We start from the raw sequence: 17,168 nt of genomic DNA, 5'->3' as shown, positions 1-17,168 counted from the left end.
GAGCCCCGATGGCACCGGATACGAATGAACTCCAGGCGATCAACACGTCGTGGCAAATCGCAATCCAGGAAATCCTGCGCATGGTCATACGTGACATGTACCGTGCCGGCGGCGAGGCAAATTTCAAGGCGCACATCAAACGCATCGAAGAGGCCGCCGTCGACAGCATCTATACCGATCTAAGACTTCGAGGAACCAATGAGTGGACCGAGTTGCTCGTCAAGGAACGGGCGAGCAATTTCGTAACCACCTTGCTGACGTCCTTTACCTACGACCGAGCCTGAATGGGTGCATGTGCGCTAGTTGCGATCGGCGATGTCACGTTGCTTCATCAGGCCGGACAAGGCTTTGGTCTGTGACCTCAGACTGTTGCGCCGGCCACGGCATTCCACAACGCCATCGCGCGGATCCGATGAATGACGCGCGATGGGAAAGCGCTGGTTCTTGTAGCTGATGGTCGGTTCGCTCATCCCCGCCAAATTATCCGCCAACCTTTAAAGCCACAGACAACGTGATATCACCCGTGCAACGCCTTCAGGGAAGGCGTGTCGGCAAGGCGAACACCGGAACGGATCAATTGTGCGCATGTTCGGGACCGTTTCGAATTCGCGTTCTGGATGCCAGATTTGCGCGCACCGAAAGAAGATTCTTGGAGCAAGCCTGACTGGCGACCGCAGGAGCCCGGTCGCTCGCGGTCCAGTGAGAATGAAAGAGGAAGTCACATCGGCCACCGTGCCTCCATCTAGGATGTTGGAAAATCTCATAGGGATTGCCCATGGCGAGTATAGGCTCTGCTTCGCGTATGACGGGCTAATCCGGCTCAGTTATCCAGACGATTCCGAGGCAAGAAGCGTTCGGATGCCTGCTTTAACGGAACGCCATTGCGACAGGCCATTTTTCTCTGGCATCGACCCTTCAACGACTAGCGATAGGTCACGAAAGTTTTCCCCTTGTAAGTTTGGTTGCGGATGATGGAGGCGTGCTACTCCACTAGCCAGCGCTACCTTTCCGGGGTACGGCTTCTCCGACAAGCCCAAGATCCGACAAGCCCAAGAACGGAGACTGGGCACCGCCTCATGTAGCCAAGGCATGGCACGAACTCATGCTGAGGCTTGAATACAAGAGCTACGTGGCTCAGGGTGGCGACTGGGGCGCGATCATCTCCGAGTTGATGGCAATCCAGGCTCCGGCTGGCCTGCTTGGATGCCGGGTACCGTGCCACCGGAGATCGTCCAGCTTGTCCGGACGCGTCAACCCGTGCCCGAGAACCTCTCGAGCGACGAAAAGGCCGCGTTCAAGTCGCAGGACGTGTTCTACAATCAAGGCTTCGGCTATGCCGAAATGATGAACACGCGTCCGCAAACAAGGGCTACTCCCTTGCGGACTCGCCAGCGGGCATGGCTGGTTTCTATTACGAAAAGTTCGCCACCTGGAGGTACACCGACGGACATCCCGAAAAGGCGTTTACCAAGGACGAAATCCTGGACGCCATTACCCTGTATTGGCTCACCAACACAGATACGTCGTCGTCACGTTCCTACTGGGATGCAGCCCAATTGGGTGAGGTCCGTTCGCCCGGAGAACGATCAAAAAGTTGCCTGTCGGTGGCGACACGTCCAGCCATGCGCTCGGCGAAATGGGCATTTCCGCCCTCACGCTGAAAATGCCACTGCCGCAAACGCCCGGCTCTCCGCTATGCATTGCCCATGGCGGCCCGGCGGACGGCCTGCAGATTGCGCTCAAGGGCGGTCAGGTTGGAGGCGACGACTACTTCTCCATGATCCGGGCTGGCGAGGTCTAACAGCCGAAAACACGGTTTTGCCTCCTTCTTTCTCAGGCGCCGGCGGCTGATGGCACAGTCGCGCCCGCATATCGCCTTCGCTCGGCCCGCCGCTTGCTGCATGCCTGTCGGGCCGCTGAAAGGTGCTCTGGCTGCGATCCCGACGGCCACCCAACCTCCGTCTTTCCAATTATTCAGCGGGCGGCTCCGCGCCGAATACTGTGGGCGGGATATCCGTGGCCGGCATTCCACCATGCCGTAGGTGCTGTCAATCGTGGCGCTTCGATCGAGCGACGAACGGGACATGCCGACATCAAACTGCCTCGGGCAATCCCGGCAATGCGAGTGTTTGTCAGTCATATAAACAAACCTGTAATACAAGTTTGACATATGTTCGATAATCTGTCTAAGTATGTGTTATACAGGATGGCTCAGTAAGCCGGCCCAATTCGCGTACCGGAGGAACAATGATCATCACCGACGTCGAGGTGCGGGTTTTCCGCACGACCACACGCCGCCACTCGGACAGTGCTGGTCACGCGCATCCCGGCCCGCCGCATCAGGTCGAGCAGGCAATGCTGACAATTCGCACGGAAGACGGTCACGAGGGGCATTCCTTTACGGCGCCGGAGATCGTCCGGCCGCATGTCATCGACAAGTTCGTCAAGAAGGTGTTGATCGGGGAAGATCATCGCGACCGCGAACGGCTGTGGCAGGATCTCGCCCATTGGCAACGCGGTTCTGCAGCACAGCTCACGGACCGCACCCTGGCGGTAGTGGATTGCGCGCTGTGGGATCTGGCAGGGCGTACCTTGAAGCAACCTGTATACAAGTTGATCGGGGGTTATCGCGACAAGGTGCTCGCCTATGGTTCGATCATGTGTGGTGATGAGCTTGAGGGCGGCCTTTCAACCCCCGAGGACTATGGGCGCTTCGCCGAGACCCTCGTCAAGCGCGGCTACAAAGGCATCAAGCTGCACACCTGGATGCCGCCGGTCAGCTGGGCTCCGGACGTGAAGATGGACATCAAGGCCTGCGCCGCTGTGCGCGAAGCCGTGGGGCCGGATATTCGCCTGATGATCGATGCCTTCCACTGGTATTCCCGCACCGATGCGCTTGAACTCGGGCGGGGGCTCGAAAAGCTGGACTTCGACTGGATCGAGGAGCCAATGGATGAGCAGTCGCTTTCTTCCTACAAGTGGCTCGCCGACAATCTCGACATTCCCGTCGTTGGCCCGGAAAGTGCTGCCGGCAAGCATTGGCACCGTGCGGAGTGGATCAAGGCGGGTGCGTGCGACATCCTTCGCACAGGCGTCAACGACGTCGGCGGCATTACGCCGGCGCTGAAGACGATGCACCTTGCCGAAGCATTCGGCATGGAGTGCGAGGTGCACGGCAACACCGCGATGAACCTGCATGTCGTGGCCGCCACCAAGAACTGCCGCTGGTACGAGCGCGGCCTGCTGCATCCGTTCCTCGAATATGACGACGGGCATGACTACCTGAAGTCGCTGTCCGATCCAATGGATCGCGATGGCTATGTGCACGTGCCGGATCGTCCGGGGCTCGGCGAGGAAATCGACTTCAGCTTCATTGAAAACAACCGCGTGCGGTGACGAGCGGGGACCTTGCGATGAAAACCGTTCTCGCTTTCGGAGACAGCCTGACCTGGGGCGCCGACCCGGCAACGGGCCTGCGACATCCGCCGGAAGGGCGATGGCCTGAGGTTCTGGGCGAAACACTCGGTGGCCTGGCAAGGATCATCCCTGAAGGCCTCGGCGGCCGCACCACCTGCTACGACGACCATGCGGGCCCCGCATGCCGCAACGGCGCCAAGGCGCTGGAAGTGACGCTCGCCAGCCACATGCCGCTCGACCTCGTCATTGTCATGCTCGGGACCAATGACATCAAGCCTGTCCATGGCGGGCGGGCAGAGGGGGCCGTTTCCGGCATGCGCCGGCTCGCGCAGATCGTCGAAACCTTTCCCTACAAACCGAAGGGGGCGAAACCGAAGCTTTTGATCGTTGCGCCGCCTCCCTGCTCACCCGGGCCTGGCGGACATCCGGCGGCGGGCCGCAGCGTGGCCGAATCCGAGCGGCTGTCTCCGCTCTACCGCAAGCTCGCAGAAGAGCTCGGCCACCCGTTCTTTGATGCTGGCTCGGTCACGCGGGCGTCGGAGATCGATGGGGTGCATCTCGAGGCCGCGAACACGGCAGCAATCGGACGGGCGCTCGCCGTGCCTGTCGGCGAAATTCTTGGCTGATCCGGTCTTTGCCTGTGGAGGAACAGGCCGGCGGATCTTGTAATCGGAAGGCCGCTTCCCGAGTGGACGGCCGCAAAGGAGGAAGCATGAAACACTTTCTAGCAACGGTCGCATTCAGTGCGCTTCTCGTCACGACGATGCCCCATGTCGTCCTGGCCGAAACACCGGAAGATCAACTCGTCGTCGCCACGACCATGAGCAATATTTTGACCCTCGACCCGGCCGCCATCACCGGTCGCGAGACGGTCCAGGTGCTGAACAACATCTATGACACGCTGGTCGTGCTCTCGCCGCAGGACCGCAGCGTTCAGCCGCGGCTGGCAGAACGCTGGGAAGTGGCCGACGACCGCATGTCGATCCGGTTCCACCTGCGCAGCGACGCCAAGTTTGCTTCCGGCAATCCCGTCACCGCCGAGGACGTCGCCTGGAGCCTGAAGCGTCTGCTTGCGCGCAATCTGGCGCAATCGTCCTTCCTCAAGACCCGCGGCTTTACGCTGGAAGCGGCCGACAAGCTGTTCGTCGTCGAAGACGATCGCACCTTCGTCTTGCATCTGGCGAAGGCTGACGACCCGAACCTGATCCTGATGATCCTCGCGCAAAACGGACCCGGCTCGATCATCGACAGCAAGGCGGCGCTCGAAAACGAGAAGGACGGCGATCTTGGGGCCGCATGGCTGACCTTGAATTCGGCCGGCTCCGGTCCGTTCACGCTGACGCAGTGGAAGTCGAACGAATTCATCATTCTCACCCGCAATGGCGAGTACTGGGGCGAGGCGCCGGGAATGAAGCGTGTATTGCTGCGCCACCTGCCGGAATCGCAGTCGCAACGCCTGCTACTGGAAAAGGGTGATATTGACGTTGCCTATTCGCTTCAGGCGCCGGATCTGAAGTCGCTGGAAGCGGACGAGGCGATCACGATCGAATCGACCCCGGGCTCGGGCTTTTACTACCTCAGCGTTTCGATGAAGGACGAACGGTTCGCCAACAGGAAGGTCCGTGAGGCGCTTCGTTATCTCATCGACTACGAAGGTCTCGACAAAGCGGTGATGCCCTACTACGGCAAGCTGCACCAGCGGCCGCTGTCGACGGGGGTCCTCGGCGCTTTGCCGGATGAAGGCTACAAGCTGGATGTCGCGAAGGCCAAGGCCCTGCTTGCCGAGGCGGGCTATCCGGACGGCTTCAAGACCACCTTGCGCGTCCTTTCCGAAGACCCCTTCATGAAGGCGGCGACCGCCATCCAGAACACCCTTGGCCAGGCGGGTATTCAGGCCGAACTCATTAGCGGCTCGGGAGACCAGATCTACGGCGCGATGCGTGAGCGCAATTTCGAACTGCTGCTTGGCCGTGGTGGCGGCGGCCAGCAGCCGCACCCGGACAACAACCTCAGGTCCGTTGCCTATAACCCGAACAATTCTGATGACGCGAAGCTCACCAACTACCAGAGCTGGCGTACCAGCTTCTTTGACGAAAAGCTGAACAAGATGATCGAGGAGGCGCTGGTCGAGCGCGACACCGCCAAGCAGATCAAACTTTATGAAGGCGTACAGACCTACATGGACGAGATCGTCATGTCGATCCAGCCGTTCTCGGAAGTCGTCGACACAGCAGCCTTCCGAAGCGACGTGAAGGGCATGATCGTCAGCCCCTGGCTTTCGCGTTTCGAAGGGGTGAAGAAGGAACGGTAATCCCGGCCCTTGGCCTGTATCGAATCTAAAAAGGCGCGTCGCGAGACGCGCCTTTTTCCGTTTTTTGCGAGCGCAAATGAAACCGCCTGTCGCTTTAAGGAACGCCGCCCCTTACTCTCTTGAAATGATCGGGAACGGCGCCGGCGGCAACGTCAGGATCGACCGCCGTAAGTCCGGCCACGGCTTGACGCGGCGACCGGCGCGAGGTCGGACATGTGCTTCACCTGACCCCCATCTCGATCGATGCGGTGTTGTCCGCAGTGAATCCCGCTGCGCCTCATGTCGGTGAACGAGCGCCGTGCGCGGGAGCACGAAAATGCTCGAGGGCGCGCGGCGGTTCTTGGGGCAGCTGCAGGCCGCAACCGCGTTTGGGCCGACATTGCCGACGTCGGGCATGGTGAATTGCCGATAAACTCCAGTGCTCGTCCCCCGCAGCAAGAAAGGCCCGGCAAAGAAAAAGCCCGGCACTGGGCCGGGCAAGTCGGGGGAGAATTTTGTTCACGCATCGCAGGCCGAGGAGGGTAGCCTTGCAATGGAGTTGGCTTGCGGGAGCTTCAGTGCGCGCCCTCATATTCCAGCGAGGCGCCGATCAGTTCGCGGGCATAGGGATGGGTCGCGCGATTTCCGGGGATCGCCTCGCGCGGCAGAACTTCGGTGATTTCGCCATGGAGCATGACGGCAAAGCGGTCGCACATATGGTCGACCACGGCGAGATCGTGCGTCACCATGATGTAGGTGAAGCCACGTTCTTCGCGCAGGCGCTGAAGCAGGTTGAGGATCTCCGCCTGCACCGAAACATCGAGCGCCGACGTCGGCTCGTCGAGCAGCAACAGCGATGGCTCGAGGATCAACGCGCGAGCGATCGCCACCCGCTGCCTTTGGCCGCCGGAGAGTTGGTGAGGGAACCGGTCGAGGAACGAGATCGGGAGGCCGACATCGGTGATGGCCTTGCGCATGCGCTCTTCGCGGTCACCAAGTTTGTGGATGACGAGCGGCTCGTTGAGGACGGTGCGCACCGACTGGCGCGGATGCAGCGAGCCGTAAGGGTCCTGGAACACCATCTGCAGCATGCGGCAACGCTTGATGAGCGGCATGTCGCGCACCGGCTTTCCGCCGATGAGAATGTCACCGGTCCAAATGTCTGTCAGCATCGAAACGCAGCGCAGGACTGTGGATTTGCCCGAGCCGCTTTCGCCAACGAGCCCGAAGCACTCGCCGGGTTGCACCGAGAAGGTGACGCCTGGAAGAACCTTGGCGGCCGTTGGACCCGTGCCGAAGGTGATAGCGAGATCGCGGCATTCGACTGAAACGGACATCAGGCAATTTCCTCCAGCCATTCAGGACGGCGATCAAGCACGGCAAGCGGTGCGCGCCCGCCGCCGATCCGCGGCTGCGCCGCGAGCAAGCCGCGCGTATAGGGATGCTTGGCCTTGTCGAGGTCCGCAGCCGCCAAGGTTTCAACGATTCGACCGGCATACATGATCAGGACGCGGTCGCAGAAGTTACGCACCAGGTTCAAGTCATGGCTGATCATGATGAGGCCGATGCCGCGATCCCGGACAAGACCATCAAGGATGTTCAGCACCTGCAGCCGCACCGTCACATCGAGCGCCGAAGTCGGCTCGTCAGCGATGACGAGGTCCGGGTCGGCAAGCAGCATCATGGCGATCATGACACGCTGGCCCATGCCACCGGATATCTCGTGCGGATATTGGTCGTAGACGCGCTTCGAGTCGCGGATCTTCACCGCTTCAAGCATGGCAAGGGCCTTGTCGCGCGCTTCGGCCTTCGAACACCTGAAGTGCCGCAGATAGGTTTCCGCCACCTGGTCGCCGACGCGGCGAATGGGGTTCAGCGAAAACTTCGGATCCTGCAGGATCATCGACATGCGCCGGCCGCGGACCTTGAGCATTTCCTTTTCGGAGAGCGACGGCAGATCGAGCTCGGCAAAGCGAAGCCGGTCGGCGGTGATGGTTGCGCCGGGCAGAAGGCGCAAAAGCGCGCGTCCGACCGTCGATTTGCCGGAGCCGCTTTCACCGACGATACCGAGACGCTCGCGTCCCAGAGTGAAGGAGACGCCGCGCACTGCGTCCGTCGGAGCGCCGCCATAGCGGATGCGCAGGTTCTCGACTTCGAGAATGGTCTTTTCCATGGGGCTATCTCCGGTTCATCTGCTTCGGATCGAGCGCGTCACGCAAACCGTCGCCAAGCAGGTTGAATGCGAGACTGACGGAAAGGATGGAGATGCCCGGGAAGGTGACGAGCCACCAGCTGTCCAGCATGTACTTGCGGCCGGTCGCAATCATCGCGCCCCATTCCGGAAGCGGAGGTTGCGCACCGAGCCCGAGGAAGCCGAGGCCGGCGGCGGTCAGGATGACTGTCGCCATGTTCAACGTCAGTCGGATGAGGACCGAAGGCAGGCACATCGGCATGATCGACTTGAAGATGATGCGCGTCGAGGAGGCCCCTTGCAGTCGCGCAGCCGAAATGTAATCCGCCTTGCGGAAGGTCATCGCCTCGGCGCGCGCCAGCCGTGCGATGGGCGGCCAGGAGGTGAGCGCGATCGCGATGATGGCGTTGTTCAGGCTTGGACCGAGCGCTGCGACGAAGGCGAGCGAGAGAATGAGGCTCGGGAAGGACAGGAAAATGTCGGTGATCCGCATCATCACCGTATCGACCTTGCCACCGAGGTAACCGGCCGTCGTGCCGATGATGAGACCGATCGGACCGACGAGGATCGAGACGAGGAAGATGATCGTGAGCGTGATGCGCGCGCCAAAGACCAGCCGGCTGAAGATGTCTCGGCCAAGCTCGTCGGTGCCGAACAGGTGACCGTTGCCGGGCGCCTGCAAGGTGTTGGCGAGATCCTGCGCATAGGGGTCATGGGTGGCGATCAGCGGCGCGAAGGCGGCGACAAGGACAAGCAACGCCAGCACGAAAAGACCGAAGGTCGAAGTCGGGCTCTTCAGCAGGAAAAGAACGATGTTCTTCAGCGCTTGAACGGGTGCCGGCAGACGGAAGGTGGGTTGAACGCGTGCGTCCATCAGCGTGTCCTCGGGTCGAAGATGCGGTAGAGAACATCGGACAGGAGGTTGAGCCCGATGAAGATGATGCCGACGATCAGCACGCAGGTCATGACAGCATTCATGTCGCCGGTAATGAGATTGCTGGTGAGATATTGGCCAAAGCCCGGCCAGGCAAAAACCGTCTCGATCAGCACGGCCCCTTCGAGCAGCGAGCCGTAGGCAAGCGCAATGATGGTGACCAGCTGGACGCGGATGTTGATAAAGGCGTGTTGCCAGATCGTCTGGCTGCGCGAAAGACCCTTCACCCGCGCTGTCGTCACATATTCCTGGCCGAGCTGGTCGAGCATGAAGCTGCGCGTCATGCGCGTGATATAGGCGGATGAGGAATAGCCAAGGAGAGCAGCCGGCAGGATGATGTGGTTGACGGCGGACCAGAAGACATCCATCTCACCAGCCACCAGGCTGTCGATCAAGAGGAAGCCGGTTCGTTCCTCGACAAGGCCGATATAGAACTGGTCCATCCGCCCGCTGCCACCAACGAGGCCGAGATGGGCGTAGAAAACGATCAGCGCGATCATGCCAGTCCAGAAGATCGGCATAGAATGACCGAAGAGGCTGAAGACGCGCACGACATGATCCGGCCAGCGATCCTTGTTGACGGCGGCTAGGACGCCGAGCGGAACGCCAAGCCCCGCGCCGATGAGGATCGCGAAGGTGGCAAGCTCGATCGTCGCCGGCATCACATGCAGGATATCCTGGATGACAGGCTGGCCGGTGCGAATGGAGGTACCGAAATTGCCGGTGAAGACGTCTCCCAGGTAATAGAAGAACTGTTCCCAGAGCGGTCGGTCGAGACCCAGCGAGCGGTAGACCTGCTCGTACGTCTCCCGGGTCGCATCTTCTCCGACGATGGCGCGAACGGGGTCGGCGGGCATCAGCCGGCCGATGAAAAAGGTCAGGAGAAGCAGGCCGAGCAGCGTGACCGCGATGGTCCCGATCTGTCCGGCCGCGCCATAGAAGCGGATGCGGCGTAGTGACATAGTTCCTCCGTGTGTCAGTCGCCTGAAGGTAAGGCGGTACAGGCTCCTATCCTGTATGACAACTTTGGCAAACCTGTCACAGGTTTGTCATGCTGTCAAGCCAAACCGGTCACAGGAAATCGTCGCGCCGGGGCGTGAAGCAGTCGATAAGCTCGCCCGCCTCAAGGCATTGGCACCCGTGCTCGGTGTCTCCGGGGATAACGAGACTATCGCCTGCCTGCAATTCATAGGCCTCCCCGTTGCGGAAGAACCGGAAACGGCCGCGCGCCACATAGGTGGATTGCACGTGCGAATGTCTGTGCAACTTGCCTTTGGCGCCGGATTCGAAGCGAAACGACACGACCATGAGTTCGGGGGAATCGGAAAGAACCTGACGGGTGACGCCAGCGTCCGGCGACACTGCGGGGAAAGTGGGAAGAGTCATGTGAACCTCGGCGATGTTGTATAACATCATCACCATACATGTTCTCATACTTGTATGACAACTATGTTGTCGGCTTCCCGATCAATTTTCTTCGATTGCCATGGTGCGCGAACGCAGAAGCACCTTGTAGCGCTCCAGGCTTCCACGAAGGTGGGCGCGCATCCGTTCACGCGCGGCTTCCGCATTTCCCTCGATGATGGCATCGACGATCTGGCCGTGCTCCTCCTGCAGGTGGAGGTTATAGTCCTTCGGGCGCGATCCGGGCGCCGACCCCTGCAATTCGCCGCGCGGGATGATGCCGGAGCGGATCAGCTGAAGAAACTCCGGGAAGCGTCGGTTCTGAGTGGCCTCCGCAATCGCCAGGTGAAGCTCGAAATCAGCGTCACGCGTGGGCGCGCCCGATTGCAGGCATTCGCCGACACGGTGATGGGCCTCGAGGATTGCCTCTATCTGTGCCGCCGAGCGACGAGATGCAGCAAGCCCAGCTGATTCCACCTCGAAAACCGTCCTCAATTCAAGGAGTTCGATCACCGAGGAAATCCGTTGCGTTGCAAGGTCCTTGAAGGGCTGGTTCTTGTCCTGCTGGGTTTCAAGGGCAAAGATGCCGGCGCCCTTGCGTGCCTCGACAAGACCGTCTGCGCGCAGGATCGCGATCGCCTCCCGAACGACAGTCCGGCTGACGGAATATTCCTTTGTGAGGGCGCTTTCGCTCGGAAGCCTGTCGCCGGGGCGAAATACACCCTCCGTCAGTTCGCGGCGCAGTGCAGCGCTGATCTTCGCCGCCAGCGAGGTGCCGCGAACGTGATTGTTTTCGGCTTCCATTTTCACTCCGCCTGTGTCGAACCTGTCTGGCATGTTAGCCGTTATCTGTTCGAATGCAAGGGCGGCCGCAGACGCGCATACTCAGCGTGCGGCGCGCAACATGGAGCGGTAGCGGATCTGGCTGTTCTTGAGGTGGTTGCGCATCGCTGCGCGTGCTGCATCCTCGTCGCCGTTCTGTATCGCTAAGAGAATTGCTTCGTGTTCGTCCACAAGGCGGCTGAGCTCGTCAGCGGAAAGAACAGCCTCCTCGCCGCTGTCCACGATGGCGCGGCGGGGGATGAGGGCCGGTCCGAGCGCCTTAAGAAACTCGCTAAAGCGCGGATTGTTGGTTGCCTCGGCGATCGCGACGTGAAAGGCGAAATCAGCCTCGGCGGTCGGTTTGCCCGCAGCCGCACAGGCCCTGAAGGCATCAAAGGCTTCGATGAGCTTGCCTTCCTGACCGGGCGAGCGGCGAAGGGCTGCAAGTGCGGACGCGTCGCCCTCGACTGCGGTTCGAAGCTCCAGCATCTCGATCAGCGACGACACCCGCGTGAGGTCGACTTGTTGAAACGGCCGCCGCGCGGACGCGGCCTGCTCCAGCAGGAACACGCCCGCTCCCTGCCGAGGTTCGACCAGGCCATCGGAGCGCAAGGCCGCAATCGCCTCGCGCACGACGGTGCGGCTAACGCCGAATTCCTGGGTGAGCCGCGCTTCGGACGGCAGGCGGTCGCCGGGATGGTAGCGCCCCTTGGCTATCTGGGAACGAAGAGCATCCGTAACCTGCGCCACAAGCGTCTTGCCCTGGAAGGCGGAGGGATCGGATGTCGTCGCTGTCATCATGTAAGGGGCCGCTCCCCAAGATCTTCGTCGGTCCGTTTGTGGATACGCCATCGATGGGTGATGGCGCAATCCGTCGCTACACCGACTTCAGATCCTGAGGCATCAGGCGCTCAGGAATGTTCTGATAGGAGATGGGCCTTAGGAACCGGCGGATGGCCATGGTACCGACCGAGCTTGCGCCGAAATTGGTGGACGCGGGATAGGGACCGCCGTGAACCATCGCATCGCAGACCTCGACTCCGGTCGGATAACCGTTGGTCAGGATACGGCCCGCCTTGCGCTCAAGGATCACCATGAGCTTGCGCGCGAAATCGACATCGCCGTCGTCGAGATGCAGGGTTGCCGTCAACTGTCCCTTGAAACGCTTTGCCACCACGATCATCTCTTCGAAGCTCTCGACCGTGACGATCAGTCCAAGTGGACCGAAGACTTCCTCTGCAAGGACATGATTGCCGAGCCATTCACGCGCCGGGACGAGAAAGAGATTGGGCGTGACATCCCGCTGACCACAGCTTGTGCTGAGAATCTCGCGAACGCCGCCCCCCTTCGATACGCGGTCGCGTCCTTCGCGATAGGCCCTGGCGATGCCTTCGGTGAGCATGACCTGCGGCTCGACGCCTGAAAGTGCTGCGCGGGCAGCTTTCGCGAAGGCGGGCGCCTGCTCGGCAAGGATCACCGCGATGCCCGGATTGGTGCAGAATTGCCCGGCCCCCATGGTGAGTGAACCTGCCCATCCCTTGGCGATCTCCGCGCCGCGCGCCTTGATCGCCTCCGGCAGGAGAAACATGGGGTTCACCGAGCCGAGTTCGCCGAAGAAGGGAATGGGCTCCGGCCGCCCTGCGCAAAGATCGAAGAGCGCCCGCCCGCCGGCAAGTGAACCGGTGAAGCCGACCGCCTTGATCAGCGGGTGCGTCACGAGGCCCGTACCGACGTCGCGGCGGCCACCCTGGATCAGTGAAAACACACCTGGATGCAATCCGTGCGCCTTGATGGCAGCCAGGGCAGCCTCGGCGACGATCTCGCCGGTCCCCGGGTGGGCCGAATGACCCTTGACGACAACAGGGCAGCCTGCCGCGAGCGCCGAGGCCGTATCGCCGCCCATGGTCGAGAAGGCCAGCGGAAAATTGGAAGCGCCGAAGACGGCAACAGGACCGATCGGTCGTTGGATCAGACGGATGTCGGGACGGGGCAGGGGCTTGCGGTCCGGTAGGGCCTCATCATGTCGCCTGTCGAGGTACTCGCCCTTGCGAATATGGGAGGCAAACAGCCGAAGCTGGCCGGTCGTGCGTGCGCGCTCGCCTTCAAGGCGGGCGCCCGGCAATCCGGTTTCCGCGCTTCCGATCTCGGTGATCGCCGCCCCGCGCGCCTCTATCTCGTCGGCGATGGCGTCGAGGAATGCTGAGCGCTCGTCGCGGGTCGAGTAGCCGAAGGACCAGAAGGCTTCCTCCGCGGCCTCGGCCGCTTTGTTCGCCAGTTCGGTCGTTCCGACGGAGAAATCAAAGGCCGGGCCAGACGCCGGCTCGCTCTTGAATGTCTGCCCGGTTGCGATCCATTCGCCTGCGACCAGATGTTTTCCATGCGGCTTGAAGATCATTCATCACTCCCTAAAGATCGGATTGTCGACATAGGCACCGCCCTGAAAGCGAGCCGTGGATTCGTCGGGGCCGGGCTGCGGCGGGGCCTCCGCGAGGCGCGTCCGGAAGGTTTCGGCATTGTCCCTGGGTTTCCAGCCCAGCCAGCCGAGGTGTGCGTTGTCCCACCAACCGGCGTCGTTTGCCGATGCACCCCAGATCACGGGACAGCCCAAAACCGGGACGCGGAAGATCGCCTCGATCAGCGACGCGAAGTCTCCATGAGAAAGCCAGGTCGACAACGTCCGGTAATTCGTTGGCTCTGGCGTACAGGAGCCGATCCGCACCAGCGCCGTCTCCTGCCCGAACTTCTCGAAATACAGGCGCGCAAGCGCCTCGCCGAAGCATTTGGAGACCCCGTAGAGTCCATCCGGGCGAAATGGGGCAAGGGGATCGAGCCGTTCGGCTTGCGGATAGTAGCCGATCGTATGATTGGAGCTCGCAAAGACGATGCGCGGCCGGCCATTTGCGCGGGCAGCCTCAAAGAGATTGTAGAGACCGGCGATGTTTCCGCGCAGGATCCCCTCAAACGGGCCTTCGACCGAAGCTCCGCCAAGATGGACGATACCGTCGCAGCCGGCGACCATGTTGTTCACGGCTTGAGCGTCGGCCAGATCGCATTGAATGAGCTCCTCGCGGTCAGCTGGCGCTCCAAGACCTGTGCGATCAGCAAGGCGGATCGTGTCGGCCAGGCCAGAGAGCCGTGTGCGCATCACGCGGCCAAGCTGACCCGCCGCGCCAGTGATGAGAAGGCGTTTCAATCCAGGTCTTCCCCTTGAGGAGTTGCAATCGAAAATCGAGGTTGGCATTTGCCTCTTGACGTTGTCAGACATATCATACAACTATGCCTAACACATATTACATGTTGGTCGCAATCACTGAAGGAGGACATTCATGCTGACCGTCGAAACGCGGCAGGCCGTCAATCCGGACTACGCAAGGACACTCGACACCGAGGGCCTCCGCAGGCATTTTCTCGCTGAGGACATGTTTCGATCGGGCGAGATCCGGTTGATCTACACCCACTACGATCGCTTCGTGATGGGCGGGGCCGTGCCTGCAGGCAAGCCGCTGACGCTCGACAAAGTGGAGGAAACCAAGACGCCGTCGTTTCTCGACCGGCGCGAGATGGGCATCGTCAATGTGGGCAAAACCGGCACGGTCACGACCGAACAGGGGACCTACAGCCTCAACCGCGGCGACGTTCTCTATCTTGGAATGGGTACGGGGCCTGTAACCTTCTCCGGGGAAGGGCGCTTTTACATCACCTCCTGCCCTGCCCATCGCAGCCTGCCTGCGAAGCTCGTGACCATTGCGGGCAGCAAGGAGGTTAAACTCGGCACGACCGAAACCTCCAACAAGCGCACGATCAACCAGTTCATCCACCCGCTGGTCATGGAGAGCTGCCAGCTTGTCCTCGGCTACACGACGCTTGAAGATGGCTCTGTCTGGAACACGATGCCGGCGCATGTCCATGATCGCCGCATGGAGGCCTATCTCTACTTCGGCATGGACGAAAAATCGCGAGTGCTGCACCTGATGGGCGAGCCGCAGGAAACCCGCCATCTCTTCATTTCCAACGAGGAAGGCGCGATTTCTCCCCCCTGGTCCATTCATTCGGGCGCTGGCATCGGCTCCTACACGTTCATCTGGGCCATGGCTGGCGACAATGTCGACTATACCGACATGGAGTTCATCCAGCCGGGGGAACTGAAGTGACAAATCCCTTTTCCCTTCAAGGTCATAAGGCCCTTGTCACCGGCGCGAACACCGGGCTTGGACAGGCCATCGCCGTAGGCCTTGCTGCGGCTGGCGCCGAGGTGACTTGCGCGGCGCGGCGCGCGCCTGAGGAAACGCTTGAAATCATCGCAAGAGCCGGCGGGGAAGCCGCTTCGCTTGCTCTGGATTTCGCCGATCCCATGGCCGCACGCGACGTTTTTGCCGGAAAGGGCTACGATATCCTCGTCAACAATGCCGGCATCATTCGCCGCGCCGATGCGGTGGAATTCAGCGAGGCCGACTGGGACGACGTCATGGACGTCAACGTCAAAGCGCTGTTCTTCACCTGCCAGGCATTCGCCAAGGAACTGCTGGCAAAGGGCCGGCCCGGAAAGATCGTCAACATCGCATCGCTGCTTTCCTTCCAGGGGGGCATCCGCGTGCCCTCCTATACGGCGTCCAAGCACGGCGTCTCGGGGCTCACCAAGCTGCTTGCCAACGAGTGGGGCGCGAAGAGCATCAATGTGAACGCGATCGCGCCCGGCTACATCGAAACCAACAACACCGAAGCGCTGCGCGACGACCCGGATCGCAACAAAGCGATCCTTGATCGCATCCCAGCCAATCGCTGGGGCAGGCCCAAAGACATCGCCGGCGCTGCCGTCTTCCTGTCGTCGGCTGCGGCCGATTACATTCACGGCGCCATTCTCAATGTGGACGGTGGTTGGCTGGCCCGCTGATGGTGATGCCGACCACGAACTCATCATACATGTTATATGATGAGTTCGTGCCAAACCGGCTCATCTCATTCGAAATTTCCATTCTGAAAACACGCAGAGGACTAAAAGAAATGACCCCAAAACAGATCAAGGCCGCGCTTGGATCGGGCCTCCTTTCCTTCCCGGTGACGCACTTCGACAAGGACGGTCGCTTTGCGCCGGAAAGCTACAAGGCGCATGTTGAGTGGCTGGCCGGCTACAAGGCGCCGGTGCTGTTTGCTGCCGGCGGAACCGGCGAGTTCTTCTCGCTGAAACCCGATGAAATCCCCGGCATCGTTGCCGCCGCCAAGGAGGTTGCTGGCGAAACGGCGATCGTTTCCGGCTGCGGCTATGGCACGGAGATGGCGGTCGATATCGCCCGCTCGGTCGAGCGGGTCGGTGCCGATGGCATCCTGCTCCTGCCGCACTACCTGATCGATGCGCCGCAGGAAGGGCTTTACGCCCATGTGAAGAAGATCTGCCAGTCGGTCGGCATCGGTGTCATGGTCTATAACCGTGACAACTCCGTGCTGCAGCCCGACACGCTGGCGCGGCTCTGTGACGAATGCCCAAACCTGATCGGCTTCAAGGATGGCACCGGTGATATCGGCCTCGTGCGCCAGGTCACCGCCAAGATGGGCGACCGGCTGATGTATCTCGGCGGCATGCCGACCGCCGAGCTTTTTGCCGAAGCCTATCTCGGTGCTGGCTTCACCACCTATTCGTCCGCCGTCTTCAACTTCGTTCCGGGTCTTGCCAACGAGTTCTATGCGGCGCTGCGCAGCGGCGACCGCGCCACCTGCGAGCGCATCCTCAACGATTTCTTCTATCCGTTCATGGCCATCCGTAACCGCGGCAAGGGCTATGCCGTTTCGGCGGTCAAGGCGGGCGTGCGCCTGCAGGGGTTCGATGCGGGTCCGGTGCGCAGCCCGCTCAAGGACCTGACGGGGGCCGAAGTCGAGATGCTCGACGCCCTCATCGGCAGTCACAAGCGCAAAGCGTGACGGGCAGGGAGGAGTGGCATGAAGATCACCGCCGTCCGCACGCATCTCCTCGAGCATCGGCTGGCGGTGCCGTTCGAAAGCGCGTCGATGCGCTTTGATCGGCGCGCGCATGTGCTAGTCGAGATCGAATGCGATGACGGGACCGTCGGCTGGGGCGAATGCCTTGGGCCGGCGAGACCCAATGCGGCCGTGGTCGC

Annotated in this window: 17 protein-coding genes and 2 pseudogenes; 9 read left to right on the top strand and 10 right to left on the bottom strand. The window is 61.2% G+C overall.

Annotation, left to right across the window (positions count from 1 at the left end; genetic code table 11):
* Positions 1–8 precede the first annotated feature (8 nt).
* Positions 9–284 (top strand): hypothetical protein, encoded by a 276-nt coding sequence (locus ACTJKE_RS29105; protein WP_057252161.1) that lies wholly within the window; start codon positions 9–11, stop codon positions 282–284.
* Positions 285–299: 15 nt separating this feature from the next.
* Here the strand turns inward: ACTJKE_RS29105 and ACTJKE_RS29100 are convergent, their stop codons facing one another.
* Positions 300–470, bottom strand: a complete 171-nt coding sequence (locus tag ACTJKE_RS29100) for a hypothetical protein (protein WP_156437147.1) — start codon at positions 468–470, stop codon at positions 300–302.
* Between the two features lie 1,133 nt (positions 471–1,603).
* Between ACTJKE_RS29100 and ACTJKE_RS29095 the strand changes: the two are divergent.
* From ACTJKE_RS29095 to ACTJKE_RS29080, 4 genes and pseudogenes are all read left to right on the top strand, one after another.
* A pseudogene (locus tag ACTJKE_RS29095) lies at positions 1,604–1,801 on the top strand (nucleotide-binding domain containing protein); the annotation flags it as partial.
* 446 nt (positions 1,802–2,247) lie between these two features.
* The gene (locus ACTJKE_RS29090) at positions 2,248–3,396 is read left to right on the top strand and encodes a mandelate racemase family protein (RefSeq protein WP_057251595.1); all 1,149 of its coding nucleotides are present in this window, start codon (positions 2,248–2,250) and stop codon (positions 3,394–3,396) included.
* Between the two features lie 17 nt (positions 3,397–3,413).
* Complete coding sequence (locus ACTJKE_RS29085; protein WP_057251596.1) at positions 3,414–4,043, top strand: SGNH/GDSL hydrolase family protein; 630 nt, start codon at positions 3,414–3,416, stop codon at positions 4,041–4,043.
* An 86-nt stretch (positions 4,044–4,129) separates the two neighbouring features.
* Positions 4,130–5,728, top strand: coding sequence for an ABC transporter substrate-binding protein (locus tag ACTJKE_RS29080; protein WP_058329605.1), 1,599 nt, complete (start codon positions 4,130–4,132; stop codon positions 5,726–5,728).
* 554 nt (positions 5,729–6,282) lie between these two features.
* On the opposite strand, the gene ACTJKE_RS29075 is transcribed toward ACTJKE_RS29080, so the two are convergent.
* From ACTJKE_RS29075 to ACTJKE_RS29035, 9 genes are all read right to left on the bottom strand, one after another.
* A complete protein-coding gene (locus tag ACTJKE_RS29075) occupies positions 6,283–7,044 on the bottom strand; it encodes an ABC transporter ATP-binding protein (protein WP_057251598.1) in 762 nt (253 codons plus the stop codon).
* The gene (locus ACTJKE_RS29070; protein ID WP_057251599.1) at positions 7,044–7,880 is read right to left on the bottom strand and encodes an ABC transporter ATP-binding protein; all 837 of its coding nucleotides are present in this window, start codon (positions 7,878–7,880) and stop codon (positions 7,044–7,046) included. Before ACTJKE_RS29070 ends, ACTJKE_RS29075 begins: the two co-directional genes overlap by 1 nt.
* A 4-nt stretch (positions 7,881–7,884) precedes the next feature.
* Positions 7,885–8,772 carry an ABC transporter permease gene (locus ACTJKE_RS29065; RefSeq protein ID WP_058329606.1) on the bottom strand — a complete coding sequence of 296 codons (888 nt, stop codon included), beginning with the start codon at positions 8,770–8,772 and terminating at the stop codon, positions 7,885–7,887.
* Positions 8,772–9,794, bottom strand: coding sequence for an ABC transporter permease (locus ACTJKE_RS29060; protein WP_057251601.1), 1,023 nt, complete (start codon positions 9,792–9,794; stop codon positions 8,772–8,774). The genes ACTJKE_RS29065 and ACTJKE_RS29060 overlap by 1 nt, the downstream gene beginning before the upstream one ends.
* 109 nt (positions 9,795–9,903) lie before the next feature.
* Positions 9,904–10,218, bottom strand: coding sequence for a cupin domain-containing protein (locus tag ACTJKE_RS29055; protein ID WP_057251609.1), 315 nt, complete (start codon positions 10,216–10,218; stop codon positions 9,904–9,906).
* An 81-nt stretch (positions 10,219–10,299) separates the two neighbouring features.
* Positions 10,300–11,040, bottom strand: coding sequence for a FadR/GntR family transcriptional regulator (locus tag ACTJKE_RS29050; protein ID WP_057251602.1), 741 nt, complete (start codon positions 11,038–11,040; stop codon positions 10,300–10,302).
* Between the two features lie 81 nt (positions 11,041–11,121).
* Positions 11,122–11,859: a FadR/GntR family transcriptional regulator gene (locus ACTJKE_RS29045; protein ID WP_057251603.1), complete on the bottom strand. Its 738-nt coding sequence runs from the start codon at positions 11,857–11,859 to the stop codon at positions 11,122–11,124.
* A 76-nt stretch (positions 11,860–11,935) separates the two neighbouring features.
* Positions 11,936–13,453 carry an aldehyde dehydrogenase (NADP(+)) gene (locus ACTJKE_RS29040; RefSeq protein ID WP_058329607.1) on the bottom strand — a complete coding sequence of 506 codons (1,518 nt, stop codon included), beginning with the start codon at positions 13,451–13,453 and terminating at the stop codon, positions 11,936–11,938.
* Positions 13,454–13,456: 3 nt separating this feature from the next.
* Positions 13,457–14,251: an NAD-dependent epimerase/dehydratase family protein gene (locus ACTJKE_RS29035; RefSeq protein WP_058329608.1), complete on the bottom strand. Its 795-nt coding sequence runs from the start codon at positions 14,249–14,251 to the stop codon at positions 13,457–13,459.
* Positions 14,252–14,384: 133 nt separating this feature from the next.
* Here ACTJKE_RS29035 and kduI point away from each other — a divergent pair, with 133 nt between their 5' ends.
* The 4 genes and pseudogenes from kduI to ACTJKE_RS29015 all read left to right on the top strand — a co-directional run.
* On the top strand, positions 14,385–15,209 hold the full coding sequence (gene kduI, locus ACTJKE_RS29030) for a 5-dehydro-4-deoxy-D-glucuronate isomerase (protein ID WP_057251606.1): 825 nt from the start codon (positions 14,385–14,387) through the stop codon (positions 15,207–15,209).
* On the top strand, positions 15,206–15,949 hold the full coding sequence (kduD, locus tag ACTJKE_RS29025) for a 2-dehydro-3-deoxy-D-gluconate 5-dehydrogenase KduD (RefSeq protein WP_058329609.1): 744 nt from the start codon (positions 15,206–15,208) through the stop codon (positions 15,947–15,949). The genes kduI and kduD overlap by 4 nt, the downstream gene beginning before the upstream one ends.
* Before the next feature lie 110 nt (positions 15,950–16,059).
* A complete protein-coding gene (kdgD, locus tag ACTJKE_RS29020) occupies positions 16,060–16,971 on the top strand; it encodes a 5-dehydro-4-deoxyglucarate dehydratase (protein ID WP_440693261.1) in 912 nt (303 codons plus the stop codon).
* 18 nt (positions 16,972–16,989) lie between these two features.
* Positions 16,990–17,168 (top strand): annotated as a pseudogene (locus ACTJKE_RS29015) (mandelate racemase/muconate lactonizing enzyme family protein); the annotation flags it as partial.

It is taken from the genome of Ensifer sp. 22521, from assembly GCF_052044795.1.
Classification (GTDB): Bacteria; Pseudomonadota; Alphaproteobacteria; order Rhizobiales; family Rhizobiaceae; genus Ensifer.
This window is presented reverse-complemented; position numbering and strand designations above follow the sequence as displayed.